We start from the raw sequence: 13,943 nt of genomic DNA, 5'->3' as shown, positions 1-13,943 counted from the left end.
GCGGGGAGGTCCTTCCTGGGCCAGGGCGGGTCAGTAGGTGGTGCGTGCCTGCAGCTTGTTGATGAACGGATCGAGATCGGACTTCGATGCGGTCGCGAAGAGTTCGGGCGTTGCGCACAGGCTGGTGACCGTCAGGGCGAAGTCCCCGTTGCGGTAGGCGATCATCCGGGAGCGGATCGACTTGCCGTAGTCGACCAGCGACTCCTGCATCTTCACCTGCGATGTGCCGTTGAGACCGTCGACGAAATTCGTCACCATGCGGGACTTCCGGCCGTGGTACTTCGGTGCGGGTTTCCCCGGGAAGGCCGAGGAGTTCTGCTCGGCCGTGTGCTCGAGCACGCCTCGGGAGTCCGGTGTCTTCGCGGTGCCGAGACCGGCCGGCTGCCCGAGCGTGATGACGCACCTGCCCTTGAGCTGCCATTGCAGGGTGCCGGGGTCGGTCTTGAGCTTCTTCCACGCTGCCGGCGGGTGCGGATAACGCCAGGTGAGGTCCTTCGGCGGCGCTCCGGCGGCGATCTTGGCGACCAGCTCCTGCTGGCTCGGCGTGCCGCTGGAGTGCGAGGACGTCCCACTGGCGGAGGAACTGCTCGGCGTCGAGCCCGTTGACGCCGAAGTCGTCGGAGACGCCGCGCTCGTGGGAGCCGCTGACGTCATACCGCTCGAATGGCCGGCCGATGGCGCAGCCACATCGGGCGACCCGCTGTTGCATCCACTGAGTGTTCCGGCCACCAGTGCCGCCACGACACAACCTGCCGCCCGGCGGCCTCCCCTTGTCAACATGTGGCCAGAGACTACCGTGCCTCGATTCGCTGACGTCACAACCAGTTCCGTCGTTTGAACACGACATACAGGACGACGGCGATGACGACCATGAGAACGGTGCTGAACCAGAATCCCCACTGCGCACCGAAGCCCGGGTAGGGGACGTTCTGGCCGTACCAGCCGGTGATCAGCGTCGGCACCGCGATGATGGCCGCCCACGAGGTCAGCTTCTTCATGATGTTGTTCAGGGCGGCGTCACCGAGTGCGAGGTTCGTGTCCTGGACGGTCTGCATGGTGTCGCGCAGCGACTCGGTCCACTCCGCGACGCGCATGGTGTGGTCGTAGAGGTCCTCGTAGAATGGCAGCAGGTCGTGCTGCTCGTCATCACCGCCGATGCGACGCAGGATCGTCGTGACCACCTCGCGCATGGGCAGCGCCACCCGGCGCATCCGGCTGATGCGCTTGTGCAGGTCGTAGGCCTCGCGGGCGATCGCCGGCCCGGCGTGCCGCTCGGCGAAGAGGCGGCCCTCCAGGTCGTCGACCTGATCGTCGATCCGTGTGGTCACGTCGAAGTAGCCGTCGACGACGGTGTCGAGGATCGTGTGCAGCAGGGCCTTGGCGCCCAGTTTCACCAGGTCGGGGTTGTCCGCGAAGGCGCTCTCGACGTCGTCGACAGGGAAGTTGCCGCCCAGTCGCAACGTCACCACTGCTCGCGGCAGCACGATGATCGACATCCGGTGCAGGTCGCTGTCGTCGGCCAGCTGGGAGACCGTGAAACAGGTGATGAAGAAGTAGGACGTGAAGCGCACGGCCTTGGGCCGCTCGTGCTGGGTGAGCGCGTCCTCGACGGTGTGCTCGTCGAGGTCGAGTGCGGCCGCGAGTTCGCGGACGTCGGCGTGCTCGGGGTCGATCAGATCGACCCAGGTCAACGTCCCGTCCTGCGACAGCAACTCGGGCAGGTCGCGCAGCGAGACGTCGCTGCGATCAAGCTCGCCGGAGCGCCATACCAGGCTCCGACGCTCGCAGGTCATCCCTTGCGTTTGATGCTGTAGCTCACCTTGTCGCCGTCGACCTTGTCGACGACCGCGGTGATCTGCTGCTTCTTGCCGTCGATCTCGACGGTGCAGTCGGTGCTCGCCTTGACCTTGGCCTTCAGGTTGTCGTCGCACTTGACGTCGCCGACCTTGGAGCCGGTCGCGGCCGCGCTGACCTTCTCCTTGATCTGCGACTGCAGGTCGCCCTTCTTGACGACCTTGTCGCCGCAACCGGCGAGCAGCCCGACGACCGCGACACCTGCCGCCAGACCGGCCGCACCGCGGCGGACAGAGTTGTTCATGGAGCCTCCAGCTGTCATGCGCATCACGCGCGAGAGTTTACGTGCTGGGCCGCCCGGTTGGTATGTCGCGCGTGGTCGCCCTGCTCGTCATACGTCGCCGAGCAGCTGCAGGGGGCGTTCCACGGCGTCGGCGACGAACCGTAGGAAGCCGCCCGCCACCCCGCCGTCGCACACCCGGTGGTCGAACGTGAGCCCCAGCTGGACCACCTTGCGCACGGCGAGTTCGCCGTCCACGACCCACGGCCGGGCGATGATCCGGCCGACGCCGATCATCGCCGCTTCCGGATGATTGATGATCGGCGTGCTGCCGTCGACCCCGAAGACGCCGTAGTTGTTCAGCGTGAACGTGCCGCCGGTGAGTTCGGCCGGCGCGAGGCTGCCGTCGCGAGCCGCGTCGACCAGTTGCACCATGCGCTCGGCGAGCTGGCGGGTCGTCAGCTTGTCGGCATCGTGGACCACCGGCACGACGAGCCCGCGCGGCGAATCCGCCGCGAACCCCAGGTGTATGGCGCCGTGGCGCACGATCTCCTGCCGCTCCGTGTCGACCGAGGCGTTCAGCTCCGGGAACCGCTTCAGGCCCGCGATGCAGATGCGACCCAGCAGCGCCAGCAGGCCACCGCGCTCCAGGCCGATCGCCCGGCGTGCCTCGACCAGGCCGGTCGCGTCGGCATCGACCCAGGTCGTCGCGTCCGGGATCTCTCGTCGTGAGGTGGTCAGCTTGTCGGCAACCATCCGGCGTATACCGGTCAGCGGCACGCGCGTGTCGCCATTCGCTGCGCCCTGAGGAGCGGTGAGGGACGAGTCGCGTCTCGAAGGGGAGCGCGGTGCGGCGGGCGTATCGAGACCGGCTTGCAGGGCCGCCTCGACGTCGCTGCGGCGGATGATGCCATCCGGGCCGGGCGCGATCGTGCGCAGGTCGAGTCCGCGCTCGGAGGCCAGCCGCCGCACGATCGGCGAGATGACCTTCGGCGCGATCGGACTCGCGCCACCGGGTTGCGGCCTCTCCTGCCGAATGACGGCTTCTTCGGCGAGTGACGGCGAGATCGGACCGTCAGTCGCCGAGGGAGCCGTCATTCGGGATGGGGTGGGGCTGGTGTCGCCCGTGCGTCGGCGGAGGCGCGCGGCGCGGCGGCCGGACGAGCCGGAGGCGCCGACGTCGGTGGTGCCATAGCCGACCAGCACCGCGCCGGAGCCGTCCTCCTCATCGCTGTCACCCGTCGCGGGCGCCTCACTCGAAACCCCGGAAGTCACTGTCAGCAAAGGAGATCCGACAGCAATGGTGTCGCCCTCGGCGCCGTGCCGGGTGTGCACGCGACCGGCATACGGGCAGGGCACCTCGACGGTCGCCTTGGCGGTCTCAACCACGACGACGTGCTGGTCGATGGCGACCTCGTCGCCGTCGGCGACCAGCCACTCGACGAGGTCGGCCTCGGTGAGGCCCTCGCCGAGGTCGGGCAGGTTGAAGGTCTGCTCAGCCACGCGCGCCCACTCCTGCGAACGTCAGGTCCGGCTGGTCGTCCCACTGCAGGCGGGAGATCGCATCCAGGATGCGTTCCACGCCAGGCAGATACGTCTTCTCCAGCATCGGTGCGGGGTATGGCGTCGGCAGCCCGCTCACCCGCGCGACCGGCGCGGCCAACGAGTGGAAGCAGCGCTCGGTGACCCGTGCGGCGACCTCCCCGGAGACGCCGGCGAAACCCTGCGCCTCGGCGACCACCACACAGCGGCCGGTACGGCGCACCGACGCGACGACGGTCTCGTCGTCGAACGGAACGATGGTGCGCAGGTCGATGACCTCGACGCTCCAGCCCTCCTCGGCGGCGGCCTCCGCCGCCTTCAACGCCGTCGGCACGGACGGGCCATAGGTCACGAGCGTGACGTCGTCGCCGTCCCGGCGGACCTTCGCCTTGCCGAATGCCGGTTGTTTCGTGGGGAGTTCGATGTCCTGCTTGGACCAGTAGAGCGCCTTGGGCTCCATGAAGATCACCGGGTCGGGATCGTCGATCGCCTCGCGCAGCAGGCTGTAGGCATCGGCCGCGTTGGACGGCGTGACGACCTTCAGGCCGGGCGTGTGCGCGTAGTAGCCCTCACTGGAGTCGCAGTGGTGCTCCACACCGCCGATGCCGCCGGCATACGGCACCCGGATGACCATCGGCAGGCCGACCGCACCCGAGGTGCGGTTGCGCATCTTGGCGACGTGCGAGGTGATCTGCTCGAACGCCGGGTAGGCGAACGCGTCGAACTGCATCTCGACGACCGGCCGAAAACCGGTGAGACACATGCCGATTGCGAATCCGACGATGCCGGACTCGGCGAGTGGCGTGTCGAAACACCGCTCCTCGCCGAACTGCTCGGTGAGCCCGTCGGTGATGCGGAAGACACCGCCGAGGGTGCCGACGTCCTCGCCGAAGACGAGCACCTCGTCATCCGCTGTCAGTGCGTCCCGCAGTGCGGTGTTGAGTGCGCCGCCCATCGTCACGGTCATGAGTTCGTCTCCTCGCGCTCGGTCTCCAGCTCCGCCGCGACCATTGCCCGCGCTTCCTCGAGTTGGGGGGTGCGCTGGGCAAAAACGTTGTCGAACAACGACATCGGGTCGACGCTCGGGTCGGCATTCATCCGCTCACGCAGGTCGGCGGCCTTCGTCTCGGCCTCGGCATTCGTCGCGGCGACCATGTCGTCGTTGAGCTCGCCCCGTGCGCGCAGCCACGCCTCGATCCGCGCGATCGGGTCGCGCTCCAGCCATGCCGTCACCTCGTCCGAGGAGCGGTAGCGGGTGGCGTCGTCGGCGTTGGTGTGGGCGTCCATGCGGTAGGTGTGCGCCTCGATGAGGAACGGTCCCTTGCCGCTGCGGCAGTGCTCCAATGCGACGTCCATGACCGCGAGCACCGCCGCCGGATCGTTGCCGTCGACCTGCTCGGCGGGGACGCCATACCCGATTCCCTTGTAGGCCAACGATGGTGCCCTGGTCTGCTTGGAGAGCGGGACGCTGATGGCGTACTTGTTGTTCTGGACGAAGAAGATCACCGGCGCCTCGAAGACCGCGGCGAAGTTGAGCGCCTCGTGGAAGTCGCCCTCGCTGGTCGCGCCGTCGCCGATGAAGGCCAGCGCGACGTGGTCGGTGCCGCGCCGCTTCTCGCCGTATGCCGCACCGGCCGCGTGAACCAGCTGGGTCGACAGCGGCGTGCACTGTGCCGCCGTCCTGGTCGCGATCGGGTCGTAGCCGCAGTGGCTGTCGCCGCGCAACAACGAGAGCACCTCGAGCGGGTCGATGCCACGAGTCACCAGCGCCATCGACTCGCGGTAGGTCGGGAAGAGCCAGTCGCCACCGCCGATCGAGAGCGTCGCGCCGACCTGGCAGGCCTCCTGGCCGCGCGAGCTCGGGTAGACCGCGAGGCGTCCCTGTTTGGTCAGCGCGGTCGCCTGCACGTCGAAGCGGCGACCGACGACCATGGCGTGCCACATCGCCCGCAGTCGTGCGGCGCTCGGCATGGGGTAGTCACGACGCGTGCCGGACTGCTCGACCTGCGCGCCCGTCGGGTCGATCAATTGCACCGGGTTGGGCGATGGCAGCAGCGCATCCGTCATCGCCTCGGCTGTGGTCTCCATCACACAAGTGTCCCGCGCGCCAGGCATATTGCACCGTTCGCTCCGATATCACGAGACAGATGGCGTCATACTGGCTGTATGGCGAAGCGAACGTCCACAACGAACGCGCGAGCGGCCGGAGCGACCGGACAGGTGGAGCATCGCGTCCTCGATGACGTCGACCTGCAGATCATCGGTGCGCTGGAGCGGGACGCTCGGCTGTCGGTGCGTGCGCTGGCCGAGCGCCTGCACCTGTCCCGGGCGGCGACCTACGCACGCCTGCAGCGACTGCTCGACGACGGCGTCATCGAAGGCTTCTCGGCGCGGGTGGTGCCGCACCTCGCGGGGTTGCAGACCACGGCATACATCGCGTTGCAGATCGAGCAGAACACCTGGCGCTCGGTGTCGGCCGCCCTGGCGAAGCTGGACTACATCGACTCGATCTCGTTGCTGGGATCCGAATTCGACGTGCTCGCGCTGGCGCACGCCCCGGACAACCAGGCGTTGCGGACGCTGGTGCTCGAGCGGATCCAGGCGATCCCCGGCGTCATCGGCACACGAACCTGGTTGGCGTTCGAGGAAATTCGCGGCGCGGGAGCCCCCTGGACGAGATGAAGCGGTCTCGGTCCCTGAACACAGCACGGCGGAACCGACCCCGGGCGGTCCATAACTTTTAGTCTGCGGCGATGGGAATGCTGCGAACGCTGGTCCGCACCAAGGACGTCGACACCGTCATTCATCAGAATGACGAGGCCGAGAGCTCCGGCGAAGGACTCGCCAAGAACCTGTCTGCCAGGGACCTGATGGGTTTCGGCATCGGGATCGTGATCGGCACCGGCATCTTCACCCTGACCGGTGTCGAGGCCAAGAACCAGGCCGGGCCGGCGATCGTCATCTCCTTCGCCATCGCGGGGATCATCGCGATGATGGCGGCGCTGTGTTACGCCGAAGTCGCCGCTGCGGTGCCGACCGCGGGCAGCTCCTACACCTACGCCTACACGACGATCGGTGAGATCTTCGCGTGGATCATCGCGTGGGACCTGGTGCTCGAATTCAGCCTCGGCGCGGCAGTGGTCGCGCGCGGCTGGTCGGGTTATCTGCAGAGTTCGCTCGGCCTGCACGGAGGCATCTGGGATCACATTCTCGGCGAGGGGTCCACGGTCAACCTGGGCGCCGTCTTCATCGTGGTCGTCCTGGGCGTCGTCGCAGCAGTCGGCATCAAGGAGGCCAAATGGGTCACCAACGCCCTGGTCGTCATCAAGGTCACCGTGTGCATCTTCGTGATCGTGGCCGGCCTGTTCTTCCTCAAGGCATCGAACCTGACGCCGTTCTTCCCAAAAGCGGTCCCGACGCACGGTAGCGGTGACGAGCTGAAACAGCCTCTGTGGCAATGGGTCTCCGGGATCGAGCCCTCATCGTTCGGCATCGCAGGAGTGCTCGTCGCAGCAGCCGTGGTCTTCTTCGCCTACAGCGGCTTCGAGGCGGTGGCCAACCTCGGTGAGGAGACCAGGAATCCCGGCAAGGACATGCCGCGCGGCCTGATCGGCACGCTGGTCATCTGCACCTTCCTCTACCTCGCAGTGTGTTTCGTGATCACCGGGATGGTGAAGTACACCAACCTCGACGAGGGCGCCCCGATCTCCGAGGCGTTCAAACCGCACATCGGGATCGCCGGATTCCTCATCGGACTGGCAGCCGTGTGCGGCCTGAGCTCGGTGATCCTCGTCGACATCGTCGCGATGGGGCGGATCGGTTTCGCCCTGTCCCGCGACGGGCTGCTGCCGGAGGCGGTCGGTCGCGCGCACCCGAAGTACAAGACGCCGTTCGTCCTGACGCTGGTCGTCACGGCGGTCGTCGCGGTCATCGCGGCCTTCGTGAAGCTGGCGACCCTGGCGGAGATGGTGAGTATCGGCACGCTCTTCGCATTCGTGGTCGTGGCGATCGCGGTCGCGGTGCTCCGGCGGACCAAGCCGCGCATGGACCGGCCGTTCCGCACGCCCCAGGTGCCGCTGCTGCCGATCATCACGGCGCTCTGCTGCTTCGCGCTGATGGCCAGCCTCGCGGTGGAGACCTGGACCCGGTTCCTGGTGTGGCTGGTGATCGGCCTGGTCGTCTACTTCGCCTACGGGCGCAAGCACTCCACGCTGGCGCGCGGAAGTCGCGGCCGGAAGCCGGGCCTCGAGCTCGGCAAGGAGCCCGTCGCCGACCGGGACTGACCCGCAGTCAGCGCAGCAGGTCGCCGCGGCCGAAGAGTTCGGCCGCGGCGGCGGCCGACGGTGAGCCGGCATTCACGTCGGCGCCGGCTTCGAGGAGCAGCCAGACGATGGTGTCCTCGCCCTTGAAGACCGCTCCGGCAAGCGGCGACTGGCCGCGGTCGTTGAGCCGGTTGACGTCCGCGCCTCGCTCAAGCAGCGCGGACACCACGGCCGCGTGCCCGTGGTAGGCGGCCAGCATCAGCAAGGTGTTGCCGCAGGAGTCGGCGGTGTCGACCGGCATACCGCGGTCGAGCCTGTCGAGCAGAGCCTCGGTGTCGCCGTCGCGTGCCAGGTCGGCACACACGGCGGCGTTGTCCGCCGTCGCCGCATCGGCCGGGTTCGCGTTGCTCATAAGGCGACCCTAACTCACGAGCAGCCTGAGCATAAGTCGCCGAAAAGGGCTCAGACCCGGCTGGCCTTCTTGTCGGCCTTCAGCTGCGCGGCCTTCTTCTGCTGCGCCTTCACCACCGGCGGTGGGACATGACCCGAGGTTTTGGTGTAGTAATCGGACGCCTTGCGCTGTGCGTAGGCGCGGAAGCCACCGGCGATGGCGGAGGAGACGATCGCGAAGACCGCGACCTGCATCGCGGAGTATTCGGGGTCGTGTTTGTCGACCGGCGGGGTGCCTCCGGTCGCCGTCTTCCAGGTCGCCGTCGTGGCCTTCTTCGCGGCCTTGCCCGCGGCGATGCCGGACACTGTGAGAAGCACCTTGTACGCGATCCCAGCCATACTGCTCAGTCTCCCTTGGTGTTGCTGGTCGCGAGCTCCCCGCAACACCCACGGAGCCCGAGCCTCCTGAGCCTGTGCTGAATCAACTCCATAGCCTTGCAATCTCCGTTCCGTATGCCGACGCGGTCGTCCCACGTCCGTATGCCGACGCGGTCGTCCACGCCGCGCGCTGTCCTCCTCTGAGCCTGCCACATCCGTCACGGTCACGGCGAGACGTCGTCACGCCGTGGGCGCCATACGGGCTTGTCCGGACCGGCAGTCAGGTGGGGAGTGTTTGTTTACTATGTGAACAGTGAAGTTCATCCAGGACAACAGCAGGGGGCTTTAGGATGCGGAGCTGTTGCAGGGAGCGCGCGACCGGCAACGGCGCCGCGGGCTAAGCCGCAGTGGCCGCAGCAGGGGAGAACAACGTCCCCACGCCGTTCTCCTCCCGGGTGTCTTGGGACACCGTCCGGTGGGGCGTCATCGGGCTGTATGTCGTGGTCCTCGCCGCGTTCTGCGCGACGTGGGGTGTGCCGATGGATCGCGTCGGACTCACCCTCTGGATCATCGCCGGGCTGAGCGCGGTCTGCATCGGCAAGGGCTGGCACGCGTGGGGCCGGATGATGCTGGATTGGCTTCCGTTCCAAGGGATCCTGCTGGCCTACGACTACAGCTACGGAGCCGCGTCGCACTTCAGCGGCGGACTCATCGCAGGCTTCCCGCAGGAGGGCGCGCACAACAGCATCGGTATGCCGTTGCACGTCACGTTCCCGGTCGACGTCGACCGCTGGCTGTTCGGCGGCAACCTCCCGAACCAGTGGTTGCAGGAGCACCTGAGCGGCGCCGTGAACCAGGCGCCGTGGTGGTCGGTCTTCGTAACCCTCTGCTACTGCAGCCATTTCATGGTGTCGCCGATCGTCGCCGCGGTGCTCTGGGTGCGCTCGCGTGACCGGTTCCGCGCCTGGGCCGCGTTGCTGGTCGGGCTGGCGGTCGCCGGGATCGCGACCTACTTCCTCTTCCCGATGAGCCCGCCGTGGCTCGCGTCGCAGCAGGGATACGTCGGCGGCGCCGAGGTGCTGCGTATCTCCGGCCAGGGCTGGTCCTGGCTCGATTTCCACGGTGCGGCGCAGGTGCTGGGCGATGCCCAGAACCGCTCCAACCCGGTCGCCGCGATGCCGTCGCTGCACATGGCGACCGCCACGCTGGTCATCGGGTTCTTCTGGTTCAGCGTGCGGCGCTGGGTGCGGCCGCTGCTGCTGCTCTACCCGGCACTGATGGCCTTCTCGCTCGTCTACTCCGGCGAGCACTACGTCATCGACGAGATCGCCGGCGTCCTCTACGCGCTGGTGCTGCTGGTCGCCTGGCGGGTGTTGCGCCGCAGGCCACTGCACCTGCCGCGCACGCTCGGTGGCGCCGGCGTTCTAACGAGTTGGAAAGTTCCGGACCGTCAGGCACTGCTCGACCCGACCGACCGGCCCGTGGACGTCGTTCAGCACTGACGAGGTGAGTCCGAGACCGGTCGGCCCGAAGCTCACGGTGGTGTCCAGTCCGATGGCGGTCGGGTCCGGCTCGCGCAGGAAATGCAGCGTCAGGTCGACGTTCGGGAACATCAGCTCGGTGGGGCGCACCCGCGTCGCGATGCCGTTGGCCGTGTCGACCAGCATCGTGTATGCCGCGATCGGCGCCGCCTTCACGCCGTCGATGAGATCGCAGTCGGTGCGGACCCACACCTGCCGCCGGCCCTCGCGGCCACCCGGAACCGCCTGGATTTGCAGAGAGCGGATGTAGCCGCCCGGCCATTCGAGGCTCCCATCGACCTGCTCGGTGTCATCCGGGCTCGGCATGGAGGGCAGTTCGATCCCGGTCACGTCGCTCATGTCGGAGACCGCCAGGCGCCAGGCGCGGGCGCGGATGATGGTGCGGCCGCCGATGGTCAGGGTCGCCTCGAGCAGCTCGATGGTGCGCCCGGGACGGATGGTCTCGACATGAATCGTGCTCTCCTGCAACGGAATCATGCCGAGGATCTCGAAACAGATGCGGCCGATCTGCATGTCGTCGCGGCGTTCGTGCATGGCCAGCTCGTGCGTGATGAGGCCGCTGATCGGCGCCATGTGCTGCTCAGTCTCCTGCCAGGCGCCCTGCACGTGGTGCGTCGGCTGGTAGACGCCCGGGCCCACCGGGACGTAGTAGGCGAGCGGTGTGGCGTCCGCCGCCGGATCGGCGGCTGCTGTGGTGTCGGGCGTAGCGGCGTTCAGGTCGGTCACGGGACAGCAGCGTAAGACCGAGAGGCGTACCAACTGACCGAGGGGAGTAGCAAAGGGACACATTTTGCTACTCCCCTCGGTCGAGCGGTGCTCCTCTCGGTCACTGGGGTGACGCGATTGCCAGCCCCAGGGCATCGACGAGCGCCGGCAGGCCGGACTCCCAGCCCGCCGACACGTTGCGAACCTTCCAGGCGTCTCCCCGGCGGTAGATCCGGGCGAGTATGGCGGCCCGCTCGCCGCCGAGCTTCGCCGGCAGGTGGAACTCCTCCCGCTGGCCGCCGCCCTCGGCATACAGGGTGGTGCGCAGGTCGGGCAGCTCGCCCAGAGTGGCCGGCGCGTCGACCGCCATACCGAGGACCACGGCGTGGACTTCGGGACCGAGGGTTGCCGCGTCGAACTCGATGCGACCCGAATCCGACAGTCGCACAACGCCGTCGGCGGACGTGCGGTTGTTGAAGAAGACCAGGCTCTCATCGCCGAGCGCGCGGTCGTCCGCGCCCAGCTCGCAGGCGATCAGGTCGACGCTGGCGTCGCCGGTGGACTCGATCCGCAGGGTCAGCCGCGTGCCGGACAGTGGTGCGTTCTGACCACGCGACAGCGTGAACACCGCCTGCTGCTCTGGCCGGGACTCCGTCTGCGGGACCGGCGTGGTCGGTGCGGACTCCGGCAGGTGGGCGACGCGCACCGGCGAGATCCGGTGGGTGACCATCGGGGTGGCACCGATCGCGGCCTGCAGCTGCTCGGCGAGCTCGACGGCGCCGTGCGGGCGGGCGCCCGGATCCTTGGCGAGCATCGCGTGCACGACCTTGCGCAGCGGCTCCGAGACCGAGGCAGGCAGGGTCGGCACCGGCTGCTGCACGTGTGCCAGCGCGAAACCGACCGCGGTGTCGGCGTGGAACGGCAGGTGCCCGACGAGCATCTGGAAGGCCACCACCCCGAGCGAGTAGAGGTCCGACTGAGCGGTCGCCTCCTTGCCCATCGCGGCCTCCGGCGCGAGGTACTGGGGCGTGCCCATCACCTCACCCGCGCGTGTCATGGATGATGCGTCCAAGGCCCGCGCGATGCCGAAATCGGTGAGTTTCGCTACGGATTCGTCGTCGACCACGATGTTGGCCGGCTTCACGTCCCGGTGCACGATGCCCTTGGCGTGCGCCGCGTGCAATGCGTTGGCGGCCTGCACGAGCAGGTGTACGGCGTCGACCTCCCGCATCGGCGCGGTCTGCGCAATGATCTTCGACAGGGGTTCGCCGTCGACCAGCTCGAGCACCAGGAACGCCGTCCCGTCGTCCTCGCCGTAGTCGTAGACCTGCGCGATGTTGCCGTGGCTGAGTTTGGCCGCATTGCGGGCCTCGATGCGGAAGCGCGCGACGAACTCCGGGTCGTCGGTCAGGTTGGTCCGCAGCAGTTTGATCGCGACGGGTCGCTCCAGGACCGAGTCGGTGCCGCGCCATACCTCGCCCATGCCGCCGCCGGCGATCCGGGAGGACAGCACGTAGCGGCCGCCGACCTCCGTGCCATCGGTGCGTTGCATCCCTCGAGTCACCTCCGGACCCCCTCCGCGCGTTGTGATGTGCAGCCTAACGACGTCCAGCAGGTGTGCACGCGTTCCATCCGGTCGGTGGTGCGACATACATTGGTTGCCGACACATTGCTGCCCGATCGAGGAGAGAAGTGAGCAGCCTGCGCGGCATGTTCGCCGACACGAGGCCCTTGCAGGTGCCCGCATATCGCCGGTTGTGGAGCGCCAACATCATCACCGTCATCGGCGCCCAGCTGACCGTGGTTGCGGTGCCGGCCCAGATCTACGCCGAGACGCACAGCTCGGCATACGTCGGCCTGACCGGTGTCTTCGGCCTCGTGCCGCTGGTGATCTTCGGGCTGTATGGCGGAGCGCTCGCCGATGTGATGGACCGCCGGCGGTTGCTGATGATCTCCACGGTCGGGCTGATCGGGTGCAGCGCGCTCTTCTGGGTGCAGGCGATGATGCACGTCGACAACGTGTGGGTGATTCTGAGCCTTTTCGCCATACAGCAGGCGTTCTTCGCGGTGAACCAGCCGACGCGTTCGGCGATCCTGCCGCGACTGATCCCGCTCAACCAATTGCCGGCGGCCAACTCCCTGAACATGACCGTCATGCAGTTCGGCGCGATCGCCGGGCCGCTGGTCGGCGGTGCGCTGATCCCGGTGCTCGGCTTCCAGTACCTCTACCTGACCGACACCATCTGCCTCTTCGCGACGCTGTGGGCGGTCATCACACTTCCGGCCATGCCGCCCACGCACGACGGGACGTCGAAGGCCGGATTGCGTTCCGTCATCGACGGATTCATCTACCTGCGCGGCCACAAGGTGCTGCTGATGTCGTTCCTGGTCGACATCATCGCGATGGTCTTCGGTATGCCGCGGGCGCTCTTCCCGCAGGTCGCGCACGAGAGCTTCGGTGGGCCGACCGACGGTGGCCTGGCATTCGCGCTGCTCTTCGCCGCCATACCTGCCGGTGCGGTGGTGGGCGGGATCTTCTCCGGCTGGGTCTCGCGGGTGGAGCGGCAGGGCCTGGCGGTGGTCTGGGCGATCGTGGGGTGGGGCGCGGCGATGGTCGTCTTCGGTGTCGGCGTCGGGCTGGCGGACGGCCGGGCGGACCTGTTCCTGGGACTCGCACTCGTCGGACTGATCGTCGGCGGCGCGGCCGACATGGCGTCCGCGGCCTTCCGGTCCACGATGCTGCAGGAGTCGGCCGCCGATGACGTGCGCGGCCGGCTGCAGGGCGTCTTCACGGTGGTCGTCGCCGGTGGCCCGCGCGTCGCGGACGTCGTGCACGGCGGTGCTGCCGCGGTGGTCGGCACCTCGGTCGCCGCGACCGGCGGTGGCGTGCTGGTGATCGTGCTGGTGGTGGTGGCGGCGCTCGCCATACCCGTGTTCGTGCGGTATCGCGTGGTGCGCTCGCCCGAGCCCGCGGAGACCTCGCCGACCCCCTGAGAACCTTCCTGCCGAGAGGACACCCTTTCACCGAGAGGACACGAAAAACCGCCCAAA

Annotated in this window: 14 protein-coding genes; 4 read left to right on the top strand and 10 right to left on the bottom strand. The window is 68.0% G+C overall.

Annotated elements, in window-relative coordinates:
* Window positions 1–30: 30 nt before the first annotated feature.
* From VG502_RS02635 to VG502_RS02610, 6 genes are all read right to left on the bottom strand, one after another.
* A complete protein-coding gene (locus VG502_RS02635) occupies window positions 31–780 on the bottom strand; it encodes a hypothetical protein (protein WP_325548419.1) in 750 nt (249 codons plus the stop codon).
* A gap of 35 nt (window positions 781–815) precedes the next feature.
* On the bottom strand, window positions 816–1,793 hold the full coding sequence (locus tag VG502_RS02630; protein WP_325548418.1) for a magnesium transporter CorA family protein: 978 nt from the start codon (window positions 1,791–1,793) through the stop codon (window positions 816–818).
* On the bottom strand, window positions 1,790–2,098 hold the full coding sequence (locus tag VG502_RS02625; protein WP_325548416.1) for a DUF4333 domain-containing protein: 309 nt from the start codon (window positions 2,096–2,098) through the stop codon (window positions 1,790–1,792). Before VG502_RS02625 ends, VG502_RS02630 begins: the two co-directional genes overlap by 4 nt.
* A gap of 87 nt (window positions 2,099–2,185) precedes the next feature.
* A complete protein-coding gene (locus VG502_RS02620) occupies window positions 2,186–3,577 on the bottom strand; it encodes a dihydrolipoamide acetyltransferase family protein (protein ID WP_325548414.1) in 1,392 nt (463 codons plus the stop codon).
* On the bottom strand, window positions 3,570–4,583 hold the full coding sequence (locus VG502_RS02615) for an alpha-ketoacid dehydrogenase subunit beta (protein WP_325548413.1): 1,014 nt from the start codon (window positions 4,581–4,583) through the stop codon (window positions 3,570–3,572). The genes VG502_RS02620 and VG502_RS02615 overlap by 8 nt, the downstream gene beginning before the upstream one ends.
* Entirely contained in the window at window positions 4,580–5,704 is a 1,125-nt protein-coding gene (locus VG502_RS02610; protein ID WP_325548411.1) for a thiamine pyrophosphate-dependent dehydrogenase E1 component subunit alpha, read from the bottom strand. Before VG502_RS02610 ends, VG502_RS02615 begins: the two co-directional genes overlap by 4 nt.
* A gap of 78 nt (window positions 5,705–5,782) precedes the next feature.
* Here VG502_RS02610 and VG502_RS02605 point away from each other — a divergent pair, with 78 nt between their 5' ends.
* Together VG502_RS02605 and VG502_RS02600 are read left to right on the top strand one after the other, a co-directional pair.
* Window positions 5,783–6,298 (top strand): Lrp/AsnC family transcriptional regulator, encoded by a 516-nt coding sequence (locus VG502_RS02605; protein ID WP_325548409.1) that lies wholly within the window; start codon window positions 5,783–5,785, stop codon window positions 6,296–6,298.
* A gap of 71 nt (window positions 6,299–6,369) precedes the next feature.
* The gene (locus VG502_RS02600; protein WP_325548407.1) at window positions 6,370–7,899 is read left to right on the top strand and encodes an APC family permease; all 1,530 of its coding nucleotides are present in this window, start codon (window positions 6,370–6,372) and stop codon (window positions 7,897–7,899) included.
* Between the two features lie 7 nt (window positions 7,900–7,906).
* Here VG502_RS02600 and VG502_RS02595 read toward each other — a convergent pair whose 3' ends face one another.
* Window positions 7,907–8,290, bottom strand: a complete 384-nt coding sequence (locus tag VG502_RS02595; RefSeq protein WP_325548406.1) for an ankyrin repeat domain-containing protein — start codon at window positions 8,288–8,290, stop codon at window positions 7,907–7,909.
* 50 nt (window positions 8,291–8,340) lie between these two features.
* Window positions 8,341–8,667: a DUF4235 domain-containing protein gene (locus VG502_RS02590; RefSeq protein WP_325548403.1), complete on the bottom strand. Its 327-nt coding sequence runs from the start codon at window positions 8,665–8,667 to the stop codon at window positions 8,341–8,343.
* Between the two features lie 386 nt (window positions 8,668–9,053).
* Here VG502_RS02590 and VG502_RS02585 point away from each other — a divergent pair, with 386 nt between their 5' ends.
* The gene (locus VG502_RS02585; protein WP_325548401.1) at window positions 9,054–10,148 is read left to right on the top strand and encodes a phosphatase PAP2 family protein; all 1,095 of its coding nucleotides are present in this window, start codon (window positions 9,054–9,056) and stop codon (window positions 10,146–10,148) included.
* Here the strand turns inward: VG502_RS02585 and VG502_RS02580 are convergent.
* Both VG502_RS02580 and VG502_RS02575 read right to left on the bottom strand, forming a co-directional pair.
* Window positions 10,071–10,913 carry a thioesterase family protein gene (locus tag VG502_RS02580; RefSeq protein WP_325548399.1) on the bottom strand — a complete coding sequence of 281 codons (843 nt, stop codon included), beginning with the start codon at window positions 10,911–10,913 and terminating at the stop codon, window positions 10,071–10,073. The two genes, VG502_RS02585 and VG502_RS02580, sit on opposite strands and share 78 nt — an antisense overlap.
* 100 nt (window positions 10,914–11,013) lie before the next feature.
* Window positions 11,014–12,444 carry a protein kinase domain-containing protein gene (locus tag VG502_RS02575; RefSeq protein WP_325548397.1) on the bottom strand — a complete coding sequence of 477 codons (1,431 nt, stop codon included), beginning with the start codon at window positions 12,442–12,444 and terminating at the stop codon, window positions 11,014–11,016.
* A gap of 140 nt (window positions 12,445–12,584) precedes the next feature.
* Between VG502_RS02575 and VG502_RS02570 the strand changes: the two genes are divergently transcribed.
* Window positions 12,585–13,886 carry an MFS transporter gene (locus VG502_RS02570; protein ID WP_325548395.1) on the top strand — a complete coding sequence of 434 codons (1,302 nt, stop codon included), beginning with the start codon at window positions 12,585–12,587 and terminating at the stop codon, window positions 13,884–13,886.
* The last annotated feature ends 57 nt before the right edge of the window (window positions 13,887–13,943 follow it).

The organism is Flexivirga sp. (genome assembly GCF_035551235.1).
Classification (GTDB): domain Bacteria; phylum Actinomycetota; class Actinomycetes; order Actinomycetales; family Dermatophilaceae; genus Flexivirga.
The sequence above is the reverse complement of the archived record's forward strand: the minus strand, read 5'-3'. Positions and strand labels throughout refer to the sequence as shown.